Here is a 17,626-nt window from a genome sequence, read left to right on the forward strand (position 1 = left end):
AATACGACTTTCCCGTGGCAGTGTTATGACTGCCACGGAATGATCTCTTTAAAGACCATTTTCCCTTCTTCCGATTTAGTCAACTGTCCCAAGTATTGCGCTGGCATAACGGGACTCATCCAACGGCCAAAATCCTGAATATCTCGGATAGTCATTCCTTGTTTCGCCAACTCTTGCGTTGCACCCACGCGGATAGAGTTACCAGAAAAACTAAGACTTCCAGTCAACCCAAGGAGATCGCTAGCGCGTCTTACGATTCTATAGATAGATGAATCGTCTAGAGGCTGGTTATGGATATGACCGTGTCGATCTATGGAACGGAACAAAGGCTGGTCATCAAATGAGTCGCTTATTTCAATCCAACGTTGTAGGTGGCGATTAGCCACTTCCGAGAGTTGATATGTTGAGTCCGCTAAATGGACACAACTAGTGTCGTCTTTCATTGAGATATGACTTACTTTTAAATTTTTTAGCTCTGAGCGTTTTAACGCGCATTCAAACATCACGTTGTAAACAGCTAGATCACGGATGTCTTTAAACGGTGCATTGGGTTTTGCTAAAGCATTGTTGAGCTGTTTCAGATGATGATGAGTCAAAGCACTAGTCTGTTTCGCATCGCCTGATTTCGAAATCTGCAGCTGAACTAAAGTAAATCTTACTTGCTTGTGTTTTATTGGGTTAGGGAATCCTAAAACAGTATGCAGTAATGACAAAGTTGCAGTGTAACGTTTTAGAGACGAAAATTTACGTTCTTTAGCCTCTGTTTCAAGAAATCTACGAATAGCCGTGACGGAGGCGGGTAAGGTATTAATATGATATTTAAGACAATATGATAAATATCGATTCCAATCCGATAAAATTCCCAACAAAGAATTTCGAGAATATTGATTATCAGTCAACTCATCTATAACATCGAGCGAAGCCTCGTTATTGAGTTTATTAACAAAGAAATTAACTTGTGAAGGATCGGTCAAAACCGGAACTTTTTTTCTCAATTTACCGTACCTAGTTAGGTGTTTTTGTTAGATTATGCTTGATAACATTAATAGTACACTTATGATTAGTGTAGTGAAAACAGAAAGATGATTCATAGATATGGCTAATTCGATTTATCGAGGAGTTCATCTGCAGTCTACAGATGCGACGAATACTATTTGGCGTGCAAAATTAAAAAATCACGCAATTCAAGGTAACTTGACCGCTTTGAAGAAGAGCATCGATTGGTGGATTGACACTGCATCTATCATTGATCCAAAAGAGTTCACTTCATTAAACAAACCTCGAGCAGGTTCAGGTGGCCAAGCAGAAAACTTTAATGGCTATCAAATTAAGAACGATACGGGTGAGCCTAACGCCTGGTACTGCATGTTTAACGGTCGTCTTATTAAAGGGGCGAAAACTGCTATACAGCGCCATATCGAAGCTTACTTGGTAGCAAAGCAAAAAGCGCAGCAACAACAAAAGAAGTAAAAAACTATGAGTTTAGTGTATTCCACAGAAACGGGTCGTATTAAGCCTGAGGAAGAAAAAGTCGAGCGTCCCAAGGGTGACGGTATTGTTCGAATTCAACGCGAAACTAAAGGTCGTAAAGGCAAAGGTGTTTCAGTTGTAACAGGTTTAGACCTAGATGACGCGCCACTTAAATTAATGGCTGCGGAACTTAAAAAAGTCTGCGGTTGTGGCGGCTCAGTAAAAGACGGCAACATAGAGATTCAAGGTGATGCTCGAGATAAAATCAAAGCACATCTTGAGAAAAAAGGCTTAAAAGTTAAATTGGCCGGCGGTTAATCACAGCTAATATTAAAGTTAAGAATCGAAGATTATTATCATTAGATATTAGCTATTTTATGGTAAATAAGCGTTTCGGTTAAATAACTCACATATCATGCACTAAGAGTGCGAATAAGATAAGGCAGGGCATCCAACAGAGTCCTGCCTTATAAATTACAAACCTAATTTAACATAAGATAGATAATACGCACTGATTTGTGTAGGCGCAAAGTTGTAATGTCACTATTTACCAAAGTTAAAATGTCTCTTTAGCTCGTAGTCACTAAGCTTTGCTTACAACCAGCTAAGGATGCGTTTAAGATGCTAGTGACTATGAATGATTCTGATATCAATCGTTTTAAAGTAATCCAAGATGTTTGCGATCGTAGGATCCGACGAGTCGACGCGGCAGACATTCTTGGTTTGAGTGTTCGCCAAGTTCAAAGGCTTATGAATCGCCTGAGAGAATTCGGTGCTGTAGGATTGACTCACCAAGCTCGAGGTAAGCCAAGTAATAACCGCTATCCCAGTGACTACCGAGACACAGTTTTAAAACTGATTCGTGATCACTATTCTGATTTTTCTCCAACGCTTGCTAGAGAAAAACTGTTTGAGTTACATAGCCTTCCAGTATCTAACGAGACCTTACGAAGTTGGATGATTGCAGATGGTTTATGGACGCCTCATTCGCAACGCAAGCCTAAAGTTTACCAACCTCGCTACCGACGTGATTGTTTAGGCGAGCTCGTTCAAATTGATGGCTCTCACCATGATTGGTTTGAAGGACGCGCTGACAAATGTTGTTTACTGGTCTTCATCGATGATGCGACTGGCCGCCTGATGAACTTAAGGTTCAGCGAAACCGAATCGGCCTTTGATTACATGCTAACAACGAGAGAATATCTTAATGAACACGGCAAACCCGTAGCGTTCTACAGTGATAAGCATTCGATTTTTCGGGTGAATCAGGAAAAGCAAAAACAAGTCGGTCAAACTCAGTATGCCCGAGTATTAAAAGAGTTAGGTATTGAACTGATATGTGCGAACAGCTCTCAAGCTAAAGGTCGTGTTGAGCGAGTAAACTTGACGCTACAAGACCGACTCGTCAAAGAGATGCGCTTACAAGGAATCAACACTATCGAAGAAGCGAATGCTTGGCTTCCCTACTTCATTGCTGATTTCAATCGACGCTTTGCTAAGCCGGCAATGTATCCGAAAAACATGCATCGAAAAGTGCGCGAAACCCCGCAGGAACTCGATGATATTTTCAGTTGGCAGGAAATACGTAAGCTCTCTAAATCTCTGACATTTCAATATGACAAAGTGGTTTATCTCATTGAACCAAATGAAGAAAATACTCGCTTAGTTCACGAGCATGTCAAAGTCTTAGACTATCCCAACGGAGACATTGCGATTGTGTATGGCCACAGAAAGTTGGCATTCAAAATTTTCGATAAGCTTGAGCATGTTCAACAAACCCAAATTGTCGACAACAAGCGATTAGGCCAAGTCCTAAAGTTTGCTCAACAGCAGCAAGAAGAATTCGAGCGACAACAGAAACGCACCAGGAGCAAAAAAGCCCCTCAACGCAGAGCTCAACAAAGAGCGCTTCAGGAACAACTAAGGGCGATAAACCCAGTTCTCATCACACCAGAAACCTTCAAAGCTTCTAGGAGTAAAACCTAACTCACCTACTCTATTTAGCTCATAAAGGGACATTTCTACTTGGGAGAAAAGAAGACATTTTAAAATGGGATTGACAGATTTGTTATTACCAAGCGAAAATGTCCTAATATTACCAAGTGAAAATGTCCTACATTTCCTTGGAGGTTTGAGGATGCTAATTACTATGAACGACCGTGAATTACAAAGACTGACGGTAATCCAAGATGTCTTACACCATAACCGAAGCCGACGCGATGCTTTAAAGTTATTGGATTTAAGTTATCGACAACTCCAACGGCTCATTACTCGTTTCATTCAACAAGGCGCAGCTTCTCTGGCACATGGAAGTCGAGGCAAGCCGTCTTCAAATCGTGTCAATGAAAGCGTCAAGCTGCAGGCATTAGAACTCATTCATCAGTACTATTCTGATTTTGGACCAACGCTAGCCCACGAAAAACTTCAAGAGCTCCATAACGTCCCGGTATCACTTGAGACTCTGCGACAATGGATGATCGCTGACGGTTTATGGGTACCTAATAGCAAGCGTAAACCTCGAGTATATCAGCCTCGTTATCGACGGGACTGTCTCGGTGAACTCATTCAGATTGATGGCTCACACCATGATTGGTTCGAAGGTCGCAGTGATAAATGTTGCCTACTGGTCTTCATAAATCACCGTATTGTGCACGAAGAACAATACCCTCAAGTTTTGAAAACCTACATTAAGTTACGTTGTGACTGAATGATATCCGTCGATTTAGCGATATCTATGTGTTGTTGTTTTTAGTCTTTGGAATTGCAGAACATCTATATCTGCACTGTTAACTTTCTGAAAGTAAACAGTTCTTACCATCCAATGAACGTCACAACGTAACGCAAAGGCGTCTATATCAGTGAAAGCTAGGGTTCTATATCTGGGCCGGTACTACGCTTATCAAGTAAATAATTGGGTCGATAACTTTCTATTATTCTGCCCATTAAAGTAGTTCAGAATTTCATGTCCAAAAGACTTTCCAAATCAGGTGGTATAACAATAACCCCTCCCTTTATTTAGGGTAAGAATAATTGACACCATGAAAAACGATACCAATATACAATAAAAACAAATAGTTAAATTAGAAAAACACACTGGTAGCACACTGCCTTTGCATGCCGACATTAAAGTTGACGCTAAACAATTTGAACCATGACCATGACATGGAGCCCTTAATCGTGAAATGTAATTTTCTTACATCGCATCTTTAGCGGGCAGATTCTGCCAGTGATTTGTTCTGCGATAAGACATTGATAATTAGCGCGATACGGGAGAGTTTGGCAGGATATTGTTGATATTTATGAGGGTAACGTATTGTCGAACTAGCTAGAAACCATTTAGTTATAGTGCGTTAATAGCTAAAAAAAGAAGGGCTCAATGCCCTACTCTTTAGTTTCTGATTCTTCTCGAATTTGTTGAGCTACGATTTTGATAGCTTCCGCTGTACTAACGCCCTTGGTCATGAGTTCTTGAATTCTCTCAACAGCAGCTTGTTGTTCTTCGTGAGTCAGTGTTGGTAAGTCGTCTAACATGTTCAGCTCCTTTTTCTTTGGAGCTGAACTATATCGACACAACTAGTAACTAGCAAGGAAATTAATAGAAGCGCCCATCGCGTTTTCGTTGGTGTAGTTAGCACTAATATCAAGCTGGAATAGATTTAGAGGAGATAGTCCGATACCTGCTGTAATCGTACCTTCTGAGCCAGAGTAAGCTAGGTTCTTATAATACCCTCCTCTCAGCTTCAGTTGACGTAAAATGTCCACTTCAGTACCGACACGAATCATCTGTTCGTTATCATCAAAACTCGTGAATTTTTTTGCTTCGTTGATATCGTAATCAACACTTAGTGTAAAGTAGTCAGCAACTATGCCTGCACCTACGGTGTAAACAGGTTCAAGCTTATAAGAATATTGACCACCAACATCATTGCTTCGACCACCACTTGTTAATGTTCTAGTAGTATCTTTAGTTACAATGTCACGTGAAATTAAATTTGTTGCTGAGAAGCCAACCCTAAACGGACCAAAGAACCAAAGTGCGCCCGCATCAATGTTAAAAGCGGTCTCGCCTGCACCATTTTCTCGTACATCTGATAGGTCGTAGTCATTGATTGTCGCGACGTAATTATAAGTATAGATACGCTGTATCTTTGGAGTGACACCGAATGAAAGGTGTTGTCCCATAAAAGTTTGGTACTTAGCCAAAGACAAGCCAATTTCAGTGACGCCTATAGACACAGCTTCGACTGCTGTCAGTTCAAGTTTTTGTTGATCCGTAGCTGTCGCATCATTGTAGACATTTGGTGTAGCGAAACTCTCAGTGTATGCCTTGGCAAAAGCGTTCGCTGCAACAAACTGATTTGGAATTGCGAAAGCAACAACACCACCCAGGTCGACATTTGCTTGATTCCCGTCGAGTTTATTTAATGCATTTGTCACTTCTGTGCTCGTTGTCGCATCTAATACCGCATCGATATTCGATTTCATATCGTCAGGATCGTTATAATTACCACCGAAACTCGGAGTAATCATACCAAAATCATCATTACGACGATAAATAGCAACTAACGCGGGATTATAAAATGGGGCTGTTAAGAAGTTAGCTGATACAACACCTACACCACCCATAGCGTCTCCGCGAGCTTCGATGGCATAGTTTGCTGCAGTAGCAGGAAGGCTAGCTAAGGCTATTGACGTTGCGAGTAGTTTTGTCGTTTTGTTCATGCTGATAGTTCTTTGTTAAGTCCTTTACATTGTTATCGGCATGATTGTAATTTACTTTAACTCTTCCTCGCTAGAAATATCATACGTTTTACTTATCGTTTGTGTCTGTTCGATGGTTATATCACCTTGCCATCGCGCGTGTGCCATTGATACGGCCAGAACGTAGCGATCACTTGGTATATCCTGTTCCTTAAGTTGCATTGGATAGTCTGACTCGTAGCTTTTACCCCACACACGTTCATACTGTTCGTCGACATAATCATAGAGCCCGACTTCTAGACGTGGTAACGGACAATAGGGATTTAGAAGCTCTTTTTTGTCGATGCGCCAGGAATCTTTAGATGCCCAGCGTACTTGCTGTTTAAGCTTTACCTCACCAAAGATGATCCAAGTACTCCAGGTTACGCCATCTTCAACTTTTACGCTTAAGCGGTATAGCCCAGACTGTACTGGTGACGATAAGTTGTAGCGTTTGTTGTATAGATAAGCACCACTGCTCTCAATGACCTTAGGGCTCTTCGTCATTTCGCTATCAGAAGACAGTGTCTTATCCACCCACTTGTCTAGTGATATGTTTTGGATGTTTTCATTAGACTCCAAATCAATCACCAAACGAAATGTATCTCGTCCAGGGCTTTGAATCATGTGTCGCTTAATAACAACTGAACTTATCCAATCAGGCAGAGTAGTCTTAGTTAACGTCTTGCCACAGTCTTTATTTAACGCCTGATTGAATAGTTCGTTAAGGTGCTTCTCTTGTATCTTAGAGGTATTGCTTTGCCACACTTCCACCAATGACTCAAACATCAAGGTAAGGTCGTCATTTAAAATATGCTTATGTACCTGTGTAAGTGCATTACTATCAGTAAACCACTCAGTTGCCGAGCTAGGGAGACTGGTCAGTGCCACAAGCAGTAGTGGAAGTGCTTTTCGTTTCATTGTTACGCTTTCATCTTGTAGCCAACGCCACGTAGAGTTTCAATTTCTAAGCCCGGTAGTTTCTGACGAAGCTGAAGTACGTGCGTATCAACAGTTCGAGTTGTTGGGAAGTGATTGTATCCCCACACGTGATCAAGCAATTCATCACGCGTGAATACACGTCCTAGATTGCTAGCTAAAAACAGCAGTAAATCAAACTCCGTACGGGTCAGTGTTACTTCTTGATCTTTAAAGAAAACTTCACGCGTCGCTTTGTCGATCATTAGATCTTGTGCGACAACTTTAGAGCTGTCTTGTTCTTCTGCATCCGGTAAGCGTAACTGTGCTCGTATACGCGCAAATAACTCGGCTTCTGCGAAAGGTTTTGTCAGATAATCATTCGCGCCTGAATCTAAACCAGCCACTTTGTCTTTTACCGTAACAAGTGCTGTTAACAGAATAACTGGGATATCTTTCTTCTTTTTCCAACCCGGCAGAGAGTCTACCGAGTCACCATCAGGAAGTTGACGGTCTAGGATAACCAGATCGGCCTGTTCCCAGTAGCCTTCAACTTCAGAGATGCGCTCTGCATGCAAACATTCATATCCAGCTTGCTCTAAGCTAACTAGAAGGCCATCAGCTAAGTTTTTATCATCTTCAACGAGAAGCAATGTCTGTTTCACAAGGTATCTCCAAAATAAATGTTGTCGGGGGGCCGATAAGCGTCATGTGTCCACCCATTTTCCCAACCATAGATTCAACTATTGTTAGACCTAAACCAAGACCGCTTTTACTCACAAACGGTTTTCGTAACTGCCCCCAGTCTTTGCGGGTCAAGTCTCCATTATCTATCACTTTGAATGTCAGCTTCTTGTCAGAAGTCGTAAGATCAAGTGTAACTGGTGGAACTCCGTACTTAACCGCGTTTCTGATTAAGTTATCGATACAAGTTCCTAACCAATATACGTTTACTTTCGCAGCGATATCTTGGTTTATGACAAGTTTAATGTCAGGGCCAAACTCTTCTTCAATTTTAAATTCCAACCACTCTTGCACGCTCGGCACCCACTCTGTGGCGAGAGGTTGATTGTCAGACTGTAGGTAATCTTTACTCGCTTCGGCAAGCTGTCTCAATCGACGTGTATCTTCACACAGTCTTCTAAATTCGTCATATACCGTTTCAGGAAGGTGTTCAAACTCTCTCCTAAAACCTTCGACCGTCAGAGACAAGCTCGCAATAGGCGTTCGTAGTTCGTGGGTTAGAATCTGCAAGACTAACATACGACTCTTCATCTCTTGTTTGCGTACATTCCAGCGATAGATAGACCATCCAATAACCAGTAGAATGTTGGCAACCACTAGAATGATCATTGCTATCTGTAGAAGCTCTGAGTGATCCTCTATCTCCCAACAGATGTTACCTCGCTGAACAAAACAGCTGTTATCTTCGTCGGATAGGCGATATGAAAGCCCAGCTATTTGCGCATTCTCAGTCCAAACCGGTTTCTGATACAAATAATATCGATCACCACGTTTAAGCCAAAGCTCATCGAGCTCCACAAACATGCTCGCGCCAGCCAACAATGCCGTAATTGCTTCGCTATTCATGTTCTTTAGGCGAGTCAAAAGCTCATCATGATCTTCATTTGGTCGCTCTTGAATGTGCATGAATCGCTTTAATGATTCAAACTTTTCAGGGTACTGCTCTACATAGCGCGCAGCGTATGAACCGCCTCCGGGATGAATCAAACCACTACGACTAAACCATCTCTCTGACAGCTCAGTACCTTTACACATAGCTCGCGTAAATACCAAAGGCTCGGTGATAAGAGGACTAAGTGGTAATTTTCCACTACACGTTTTTGATAATTGGTAAAGCCTTTGAATATCCCTCAACGGGTACTTCGCTGTTTGAGGTAGCATATCTGACGGCATGATTAAGCTGGTTGGGTAATCGGCTTGTAGCACGCGAATGTCATAGGATTCGATCGCCGTTTCATGAACAAATAAATCAGTAAAGTGATCAATACGCTCAGGCAACGAATCAGCGAAAGCCGTTGCTGAAACGAAAAAGCTTAATGTAATAAATGATAATGTTTGTTTAATCGTCACAAGCAAAGCGTTAATTCATACAGATAAATCAAATATATACCATTCGTGATCAAAGATAAATTTTTACCTTAGTATTCCGGAAATTGATGCAATAGACAGAGTAAAAACTCGTACCAATGTAAAAGTCTTAACCAAAAAAAGGGACTCAATTGAGCCCCTTATTATCTAATGGTTTCTTATAAATGCTCTAGAATGCCTAGACAACTCTCTTTCGCATCACCAAACAACATTTGTGTATTGTCTTTGAAGAACAATGGGTTCTGTACACCTGCGTAACCGGTGTTCATAGAACGCTTGAACACAATAACATTTTGCGCATTCCAAACCTCAAGTACAGGCATGCCTGCGATTGGGCTATTTGGATCTTCTAACGCTGCAGGATTCACTGTGTCGTTTGCACCAATAACTAGAACGGTATCTGTCTCAGTAAAGTCGTCGTTGATCTCGTCCATTTCTAGAACTATGTCATACGGTACTTTAGCCTCTGCGAGCAATACGTTCATGTGACCCGGTAACCTACCCGCTACAGGGTGGATACCAAATCTCACTTCAACACCTTGGGCACGAAGCTTTTCAGTGATTTCATGCACTGGGTACTGAGCTTGCGCTACGGCCATGCCGTATCCAGGAGTGATGATGACAGACTTAGAACCTTTCAACATTTCAGCGACTTCTTCAGCCGACGCTTCTCTGTGTTCGCCCTGCTCTTCAGCATCACCAGATACCGTAACCTCTTGACCAAAGCCACCAGCGATAACACTAACGAATGAGCGGTTCATCGCCTTACACATGATGTAAGACAGAATTGCACCTGACGAACCTACTAGAGCACCTGTTACGATCAACAGGTCGTTTGCTAGCATGAAACCAGCTGCGGCAGCAGCCCAACCTGAGTAAGAGTTAAGCATCGAAACCACTACCGGCATATCTGCACCACCGATAGAAGCAACCAGATGGTAACCGAATGCGAATGCGATCAACGTCATTACAATCAGAGCGAACATGCTGCCGTCAGCTTTAACGAACATGATCATCAACAATGTTGATACAACGATCGCTGCAAGGTTCCATTTGTGCTTATGAGGAATATTTAGTGCTGACGATGAAATAATGCCGCGCAGCTTACCAAATGCGACAATTGAGCCCGTAAATGTTACAGCACCGATAAACACACCCAGAAAAACTTCCACAAGATGAATCACATGCTCAGCTTGCGTTGCAGCCTCTGGCGCGTCGATGTAGCTGTTGTAGCCAACCAATACTGCAGCCATACCTACAAAGCTATGTAGGATCGCAACCAGCTCTGGCATCTCAGTCATTTCGACTTTTTTCGCGTAGTGGATACCGATACCACCACCGATCACCATTGCAATAATGATCCATACCAGACCTTCAGAGTAAGGGCCAAAGATCGTTGCAAACAGAGCGATTGCCATACCAGTAATACCGTAGTAGTTACCGGCACGAGCCGATTCTTGCTTAGAAAGCCCAGCAAGACTCATGATAAAGAACACAGCAGCGATGATGTATGCTGCTTGTACTAATCCTTCAGACATCCGTTATACTCCTTAGTCTTTACGGAACATTTCAAGCATACGTTTGGTAACGGTAAAGCCACCAAATATGTTGATGCTTGCAATTAACACGGCGATAAACGACAAGAAGGTAACAACCCCACTGCCCTGACCGATTTGAAGTAATGCACCAACAACGATGATGCCTGAAATCGCATTTGTCACCGACATCAGTGGCGTGTGAAGAGAGTGGCTAACATTCCAAACCACGTAGTAACCCACAATACAAGCCAGTACAAATACGGTGAAATGCGATAGGAACGCAGCGGGAGCAACAGAAGCTATCCATGCAAAAGCACCAACAGCTATCGCCATTCCTGCAATTTTCTTCGCTGGGGATTTTGGCTCTTCAACTTTTAGTTGAGCTGGTGCAGCTTGAGGTTTCGCCTGTTGAGGCTGAGCAGAAACCTGAATCGGAGGCGCAGGCCACGTCACTTCACCCTCTTTAACTACGGTCACACCACGTAGAACAACATCATCGAAATCGATATTGATATTGCCGTCTTTTTCTTTGCAAAGAAGCTTCAGAAGGTTAACTAAGTTAGTCGCGTAAAGCTGAGACGATTGCGTTGGAAGACGACCAACCATATCGGTATAACCCACAACTTTTACGCCATTTGCCGTTGTGATAACTTGGTCTGCAACCGTATATTCACAGTTACCACCATTAGCCGCAGCAAGGTCAACAATCACACTACCCGGTTTCATGCTATCGACCATCTCTTTGGTGATCAATTTTGGTGCCGGACGACCAGGGATCAGTGCCGTTGTAATAATAATATCAACGTCTTTCGCTTGTGCAGCATAGAGCTCTTCTGCTTTCTTATTGAACTCATCAGACATCTCTTTTGCATAACCATCGCCAGCGCCAGTGTCTTCTTGGAAATCCACTTCTAAGAATTCAGCGCCCATTGACTCGACTTGTTCTTTTACTTCTGGACGAACGTCGAATGAGCGCACAATAGCACCTAAACTACCAGCAGCACCAATAGCAGCAAGACCAGCAACACCCGCACCTGCGACCAGTACTTTAGCCGGTGGTACTTTACCTGCCGCCGTAATTTGGCCTGTAAAGAAGCGACCAAACTCATGAGCAGCCTCAACGACCGCACGATAACCCGCAATATTCGCCATTGAACTCAATGCATCCAACGCCTGAGCACGCGAAATACGTGGAACAGAGTCCATTGCCATTACATTGATATTCTTACTAGACAACTGCTCCATCAATTCTGGGTTTTGAGCAGGCCAGATAAAACTGATCAGGCTCGCCCCTTCTTTGATTAGTGCAATTTCGTTGAGGTTTTCGTCAACAATAGGTGCGTTGACTTTAAGGATAATATCGGATTCCCAAGCTTGTTCAGCAGAGACCACTTTAGCACCAGCTTCTTCATAAGCTGAGTCGTCAAAACTTGCTAAAGCGCCTGCTTGTGTTTCAACATAAACTTCAAATCCTAACTTTAAAAGCTGTTCTACCGATTTTGGAGAAGCAGCGACTCGCGTTTCACCTGCGAGGGTTTCTTTTGGTACACCAATTTGCATAGCTATTCCTTGACTATTGGCACAATGACTTATTCGTTTGTATCTAACGACAACTAATACTTCAAGCGTTTTGTTCAAAGAACAGAAAAAGTTATTACTTATAACGGATTGGATGTAATTTCATCGATTTTGAAGGGCTAAAAGACAACCATATTAGGTTAAGAGGTCAAACCACTTAAAATTAATCCCTTAAATAACAACTATCTAGCTGCTCTTTTTCCTTTTAAACTAAAAAGAGCCTTCAGCATATACACTGAAGGCTCTTAAAATTATGACCAACATCAAGTCTAACCCCAATTGGCTAGCTAAAAATGTTATCGCCCATTTGATCGATAAACATTTGAGATTTTTTCAGCATCAGTTCATTGGCGTCGTCTTTGTTTGAAACAACGTCCGAGCGAATAAATCGATGCGATTGAACTTCACCATCGATTTCTTTCTCGATACGCCCAGCAACTCTGTATTGTCCGGATTCGGCCAGTGCTTCTTGATAGATATTGAAGCCTTTATATTCCACAGGTTCGACAACTGCGGCTTGTTCGGTTTTCTGTTTACTTCCAAATAGCTTTGAGAAAAATCCCACGTTTTAATACTCCTAATTGAACAACCAAGGACCCACCTAACGTACCACGACTAGTTGTTCTTCAACAGTGGCTTTTCATACCAATCGAGCTCAACATCATCATCAAAATTGTGATGTGAGAAGATAATTGGAATATCTTGAGAGCGATTTTTTCTGCGGTCATCTAATATCATCGCTTCCGCATTTTTGACCGCAACTTCACTATTTCTTTTGTACAGAACCAACTTTTCCTCGGGTAACGCCGCTAAAAAATCAATATCGTAGCGGATGTATATCGGCTTTAACTGTCCTAATGCCAAGCACGCAAGATCCGCCAACTGCTCCTGAGAATAACTCGAAACGTACTCCTCGGTTGTTAGCACCTGGCCAACAAGTGTTTCCATATAGTTGTGGACGTCAACACTGATCTGCATATCTTCTCTCTCCATGATTTACATTCGGGAAATCGGTTAATCCTACTTAACATTTAGTTTGTTATACCAATAATATCAACAACCAACATATTAACCTTATTGCATTATTCATAACTCATCACTATGTTTTTGTCGAAATTTGGGTAAAAAGCTTGGCAATTGGAATTTAAGCCGTATCCTACTTAATTACTTTAGTTATAGAATCATCAGTTTAGTCAGGCACTCCACATCAATGTCATCTTCGTTTGTAACGTCGAGTTTGTTTCGTTTTAGCTTCCCTATATTTTTACTCTGCATACTGTTCGTCGGTATGAATAACATCATCTTAATCGTGGAATCTAATCGTGGCTTTGCCAACAATCTCCCATACATTCTATTGTCGGTAGCGGGTCTCTTATGCTTCACCTTTAAACAAGGACGCATGGCAATGGTATCAGTAGCGATGTTGATAGCCTACGCTGTGATTCAGACCCGCCTTCAAACTCCGATTAATACAGGGACAACATTACTGGAGCTCTCTTTACTCACGACACTACTTCCCGTGTCGTGTCTATTAGTTTATGCGTTCCCAAATACAGCTCTTTCATTACGTACAACCAGTTTCTATCTCGCAGCGATTGCGCTGTTTATAGCTTGGTCACAGTTGATTATTAGCCATTTTTACGATGGTGGATTTGAATCTTGGAGTGAGGGAATCCTATTTACCTTCCCGGCGATATCAAAAATTCCTTTGATACTGGTTATGTATAGCTTTTGCTTAACAGGCCTCACTGCAATTTTAGTTTTGATGTACAACCGTCCAATTGATGTCGTGGTCTACAGTTCCATTATAATGGCGAGTGCTACCTTTGTGTTTTTTGATGTTAGGTACATTTCAAGCACCCTCTTTTCCTTGTCTGGCATACTTATCATTATCTACATGATGTCAGCCAGTCACGCGCTGGCTTTCAATGACCAATTAACTAACATCCCCGGTCGTCACGCACTAGAGAGTGATATGAAACACTTGGGACGGAAGTTTTCTCTGGCTATGCTCGACATCGATCACTTCAAGTCTTTTAACGATACCTATGGCCATGATATTGGGGATGAGGTACTCAAGCTAGTTGCCAGCCGACTTAAGTTAGCTTCTGGTCATCCACGCATTTATCGGTATGGTGGTGAAGAATTTACCATTATCTACAAACGTAAACAGGCAAAACACGTCCAGACCTATCTGAATGAATTGATAAAAGATATAGAAGCTTACGACATAAGGATTCGTGACAACCAAGCTCGTCCTGATTGCGACGAAGCTGGTAGCAAAAACCGTGGTCAAGGCTCAGTAAAGTCTAAAATTGTAAACGTGACGGTAAGTATTGGCTTGGCTGATAGCAAGACAACTAAAAAGCCAGAGGAAGTGATGAAACTCGCAGATAATGCTCTGTATGAGGCCAAGAAATCTGGCCGTAATCGATTGTCCATCAGCAACGGATAGACAATCGACGGCACTGTTTTTAATCTTGGTTGAAGAAAAGAACCAAGCTTCCACCTTTAAGAGAACTTCCATAGTTGATAGTAAACCCTATCCCTACGTTATCTACCCAATCATTGAGTAAGTCTGGATCCAATAACCACCCTAGACTAGCTTCATAGTAGGAATGTGTGCCTAGTGGCGTTGATGTATCGCCACCAACATCGATTCTACGCAGGCTAGAGTACATTGATGTGACATTGTCACGCCAAGATATCAAATCGTAAAAAACCTTGATTTCATTAGCAAGATACCACCCTTCTGGTTTGCCTACATCACCGTCATTGGCTTCGCCCCAACCATACCCGTAAAAATAATGCCAACTCGTACTTAACTTGATTCGCCCCCAGTCATGTAAATCTTGATAGGTAAGCTTTATATTGGGTTCAATAATATAGGCCCAAGCGTCAGTATTAACGATGAAGCCATCCAATATACTACGAAATGGATCGAGTATACCGCTTTGATAGGTATAGTCGTTTCGATAATAGGAGATGTGATTACCAATGGCCGTGTTGACGCTCCAATGCTCATCCAATTGGTTTACGTTAGCGAACTCCATATAACCAGAAATAATATATTCGCTCAAGGAATCAGGGACACGCCCTGATGGTAGCTCTATATCTTGGTCAATACCAAGAGCCGACAAGCGTAAGGTCAGTTCTTGCCGATTATCTTCAATGTAGGACGGCAGCTCAATTGTGTAAGGTAAACTGAGAGCGGCAATGTCTTTACGACGGCTGATGGACTCAGTTGTGCCTAAATTATCATTATCGATTTTCAGAACCTTGTTGGGATCGAAGTTATGAAAACCGAATGTGAATACGTCGGAATCACTGAGGAGTACACTTGTGGCAAAGTTTTGTTCGAGATCTTTCCGAACAGCATCCTTCAAACTCATAGCACAAGCCATCGATGGAATAAAAAGCACAATAGCTAAATATCGAAGATCCAAAAAGAAAATCCTTTATTTCTACTCATTACAAACAGCTACTGCCAGTAGAAACGGCAGCCGACTTTGTCACTAGACTATCACCGTACTCCGCTGATATTTTCTATCGAAAACATAATTTTCACTGCATACATAGATAAGTATTATCGATTAATGCCCACATTGTCACACAATACATAGGTGTTTCGACCACCTTCTTTTGCAAGGTACAGCGCATTGTCCACCGCTCGATAACTCCCCTCCATTGATTCCTCTCCTGTTGGAATAAACGTCAACACACCCTGTGACACCGTAACCCTATCTGACACTTTAGAGTGTTCGTGTTTGAGATTTATCTTCTCTAACGCCGCCTGAATCCGTTGAGCTTGCTGCTCCGCAAAGTTTCTGTCTGTATCACTGAGTATCAGAATAAACTCTTCCCCACCATAACGCCCGACATATTCACCAGCACGGACAAACAGCTTTTTTAGAGTGCTAGCCAAGGCTTGAAGACAATTATCACCTTGTATATGACCATAATTGTCGTTGTAAGGTTTGAAGAAATCGACATCGAGTAGAATGAGGGTCATGTGAGCTTGTCTACGCCCATGCCATGCAATGCTCTCTTCGAGCTTAGTATCCATATAACGACGATTGTACAGCTTGGTTAAACCATCTTCGTTCGCTTGTTGTTTAAGCAGTAGGTTCAGTTCCTCTAACTTAGCAGTGCTCTGCTTCAACTCTCGCCTCATCACGGCAATACGCTGCATCGCTGTCAGTTTGGAATTTAAAACCACTTTATTTACGGGCTTTATTAGATAATCATCTCCACCAGCATCGATCGCCTTAGCTATCATTTCTGGCTCATCATGACCACTTAAGAAGATGATTGGAATCCAATCAGGAAATTGACGCCGGATTTCCCTCGCAACTTCAAAGCCGTCCATATCCGGCATACTAATATCGAGCAGCACCAGTTCGGGATCAAATTGGGAGTAAATTTCTAAAGCTTCTTTGCCGCTGCCTACCGCTTCAACTTCGTGGCCTGTCTGCTTAAGGCGAATTGCAAGCTGCATTCGATCTAATTGCACGTCATCTACAAGCAATATACGCATTGATGATCCCATTCCTGCCATTATTTCACCTTTGTATTGTGTTGAACTATGAAAATAGCCTAAAACCGGCGTTAATTCATGCGGTCGTCTCTATATTTTATTGACTTTTTTACAGATCTTTTTAGCATTGTTTCTTTTTAAAGAGAAATACTATGTCAGACGCTACAAACAACGAACAGCAAGAAATCGATCTAACCACTATCTCTCCGGAGTTACGTCAAGTTATCGAATTCGATGAAGTGCCAAAAGAGATGCACAACATGGTTACTTCTATTCACGAAGTGTCTGAAGAAGCAGTACGCGAAGCTTGGGATAGCCTTCCAGCAAGCGCACAAAACGTGCTAGACAACTTCGAACAATTCCACGCTCTAATCTCCGTAAGCCAGTCATTCGCTGGTATTAATGTTATGGAAGAGTTCCCAACTCTTAAACTGCCAGAAGGCATGACTGACGAAGAGAAAGAGGAATACCGCGCTCAACTTCTTGACCAAGTCCTTCACAATTGTGTGAAAGATATGGTTAAACAGATTAAGAAAGCTCGCCGTGATGCAATCTTGAAGCGTGACTTTAAAGAAGTTTTCACTAAGTAGTGAGTTCAAGGTAATCAATAGATAACCTTCTGTTCTATAATAGAAAACTAAAGCCGCTCCTATTGAGCGGCTTTTTGCTATTCATCGCAAATAGAATCTTAATATATGGTACTAGTGTCACAGGTTGCCATGTGGTTAGTGTG

Annotated in this window: 17 protein-coding genes and 1 pseudogene; 6 read left to right on the top strand and 12 right to left on the bottom strand. The window is 42.1% G+C overall.

The genetic code is table 11. The features are described from left to right. Positions 1 to 23 precede the first annotated feature (23 nt). On the bottom strand, positions 24 to 995 hold the full coding sequence (locus vsple_RS15160) for a tyrosine-type recombinase/integrase (RefSeq protein ID WP_261883716.1): 972 nt from the start codon (positions 993 to 995) through the stop codon (positions 24 to 26). 100 nt (positions 996 to 1,095) lie between these two features. Here vsple_RS15160 and vsple_RS15165 point away from each other — a divergent pair, with 100 nt between their 5' ends. The 4 genes and pseudogenes from vsple_RS15165 to vsple_RS15180 form a co-directional block, all read left to right on the top strand. Beyond that, entirely contained in the window at positions 1,096 to 1,470 is a 375-nt protein-coding gene (locus tag vsple_RS15165) for a DUF3319 domain-containing protein (protein ID WP_255232766.1), read from the top strand. Positions 1,471 to 1,476: 6 nt separating this feature from the next. Continuing rightward, positions 1,477 to 1,788, top strand: coding sequence for a stress response translation initiation inhibitor YciH (yciH, locus tag vsple_RS15170; RefSeq protein WP_032552543.1), 312 nt, complete (start codon positions 1,477 to 1,479; stop codon positions 1,786 to 1,788). 315 nt (positions 1,789 to 2,103) lie between these two features. Then, positions 2,104 to 3,456 (top strand): ISNCY family transposase, encoded by a 1,353-nt coding sequence (locus vsple_RS15175; protein ID WP_261883140.1) that lies wholly within the window; start codon positions 2,104 to 2,106, stop codon positions 3,454 to 3,456. Between the two features lie 163 nt (positions 3,457 to 3,619). Then, positions 3,620 to 4,123, top strand: a pseudogene (locus vsple_RS15180) (helix-turn-helix domain-containing protein); the annotation flags it as partial. 728 nt (positions 4,124 to 4,851) lie between these two features. Here vsple_RS15180 and vsple_RS15185 read toward each other — a convergent pair. The 9 genes from vsple_RS15185 to vsple_RS15225 form a co-directional block, all read right to left on the bottom strand. Beyond that, a complete protein-coding gene (locus vsple_RS15185; protein WP_255232765.1) occupies positions 4,852 to 5,001 on the bottom strand; it encodes a YoaH family protein in 150 nt (49 codons plus the stop codon). Between the two features lie 42 nt (positions 5,002 to 5,043). Beyond that, on the bottom strand, positions 5,044 to 6,192 hold the full coding sequence (locus tag vsple_RS15190) for a conjugal transfer protein TraF (protein WP_261883717.1): 1,149 nt from the start codon (positions 6,190 to 6,192) through the stop codon (positions 5,044 to 5,046). 51 nt (positions 6,193 to 6,243) lie between these two features. After that, entirely contained in the window at positions 6,244 to 7,131 is an 888-nt protein-coding gene (locus vsple_RS15195; protein WP_261883718.1) for a DUF2861 family protein, read from the bottom strand. 2 nt (positions 7,132 to 7,133) lie between these two features. Beyond that, positions 7,134 to 7,793, bottom strand: coding sequence for a response regulator transcription factor VxrB (vxrB, locus tag vsple_RS15200; protein ID WP_255232762.1), 660 nt, complete (start codon positions 7,791 to 7,793; stop codon positions 7,134 to 7,136). Continuing rightward, on the bottom strand, positions 7,768 to 9,222 hold the full coding sequence (gene vxrA, locus vsple_RS15205) for a sensor histidine kinase VxrA (protein ID WP_255232761.1): 1,455 nt from the start codon (positions 9,220 to 9,222) through the stop codon (positions 7,768 to 7,770). Before vxrA ends, vxrB begins: the two co-directional genes overlap by 26 nt. 176 nt (positions 9,223 to 9,398) lie before the next feature. Continuing rightward, positions 9,399 to 10,778 carry a Re/Si-specific NAD(P)(+) transhydrogenase subunit beta gene (gene pntB / locus vsple_RS15210; RefSeq protein WP_261883719.1) on the bottom strand — a complete coding sequence of 460 codons (1,380 nt, stop codon included), beginning with the start codon at positions 10,776 to 10,778 and terminating at the stop codon, positions 9,399 to 9,401. Between the two features lie 12 nt (positions 10,779 to 10,790). Next, entirely contained in the window at positions 10,791 to 12,338 is a 1,548-nt protein-coding gene (gene pntA / locus vsple_RS15215) for a Re/Si-specific NAD(P)(+) transhydrogenase subunit alpha (RefSeq protein ID WP_261883720.1), read from the bottom strand. A gap of 301 nt (positions 12,339 to 12,639) precedes the next feature. Continuing rightward, complete coding sequence (locus tag vsple_RS15220; RefSeq protein ID WP_255232758.1) at positions 12,640 to 12,921, bottom strand: HlyU family transcriptional regulator; 282 nt, start codon at positions 12,919 to 12,921, stop codon at positions 12,640 to 12,642. A gap of 50 nt (positions 12,922 to 12,971) precedes the next feature. Next, entirely contained in the window at positions 12,972 to 13,334 is a 363-nt protein-coding gene (locus vsple_RS15225; RefSeq protein WP_255232757.1) for a late competence development ComFB family protein, read from the bottom strand. Between the two features lie 232 nt (positions 13,335 to 13,566). On the opposite strand from vsple_RS15225, the gene vsple_RS15230 reads away from it, so the two are divergent. Continuing rightward, positions 13,567 to 14,811: a GGDEF domain-containing protein gene (locus vsple_RS15230; protein ID WP_261883721.1), complete on the top strand. Its 1,245-nt coding sequence runs from the start codon at positions 13,567 to 13,569 to the stop codon at positions 14,809 to 14,811. Positions 14,812 to 14,830: 19 nt separating this feature from the next. On the opposite strand, the gene vsple_RS15235 is transcribed toward vsple_RS15230, so the two are convergent. Both vsple_RS15235 and vsple_RS15240 read right to left on the bottom strand, forming a co-directional pair. Next, positions 14,831 to 15,802, bottom strand: coding sequence for a Solitary outer membrane autotransporter beta-barrel domain (locus vsple_RS15235; protein ID WP_420833811.1), 972 nt, complete (start codon positions 15,800 to 15,802; stop codon positions 14,831 to 14,833). Between the two features lie 140 nt (positions 15,803 to 15,942). Further along, positions 15,943 to 16,914, bottom strand: coding sequence for a diguanylate cyclase response regulator (locus vsple_RS15240; RefSeq protein WP_261883722.1), 972 nt, complete (start codon positions 16,912 to 16,914; stop codon positions 15,943 to 15,945). A 131-nt stretch (positions 16,915 to 17,045) separates the two neighbouring features. On the opposite strand from vsple_RS15240, the gene vsple_RS15245 reads away from it, so the two are divergent. Then, entirely contained in the window at positions 17,046 to 17,483 is a 438-nt protein-coding gene (locus tag vsple_RS15245; protein WP_150869563.1) for a DUF3069 domain-containing protein, read from the top strand. Positions 17,484 to 17,626 lie beyond the last annotated feature (143 nt).

The sequence above is a fragment of the Vibrio pelagius genome (assembly GCF_024347575.1).
Classification (GTDB): Bacteria; Pseudomonadota; Gammaproteobacteria; order Enterobacterales; family Vibrionaceae; genus Vibrio; species Vibrio pelagius.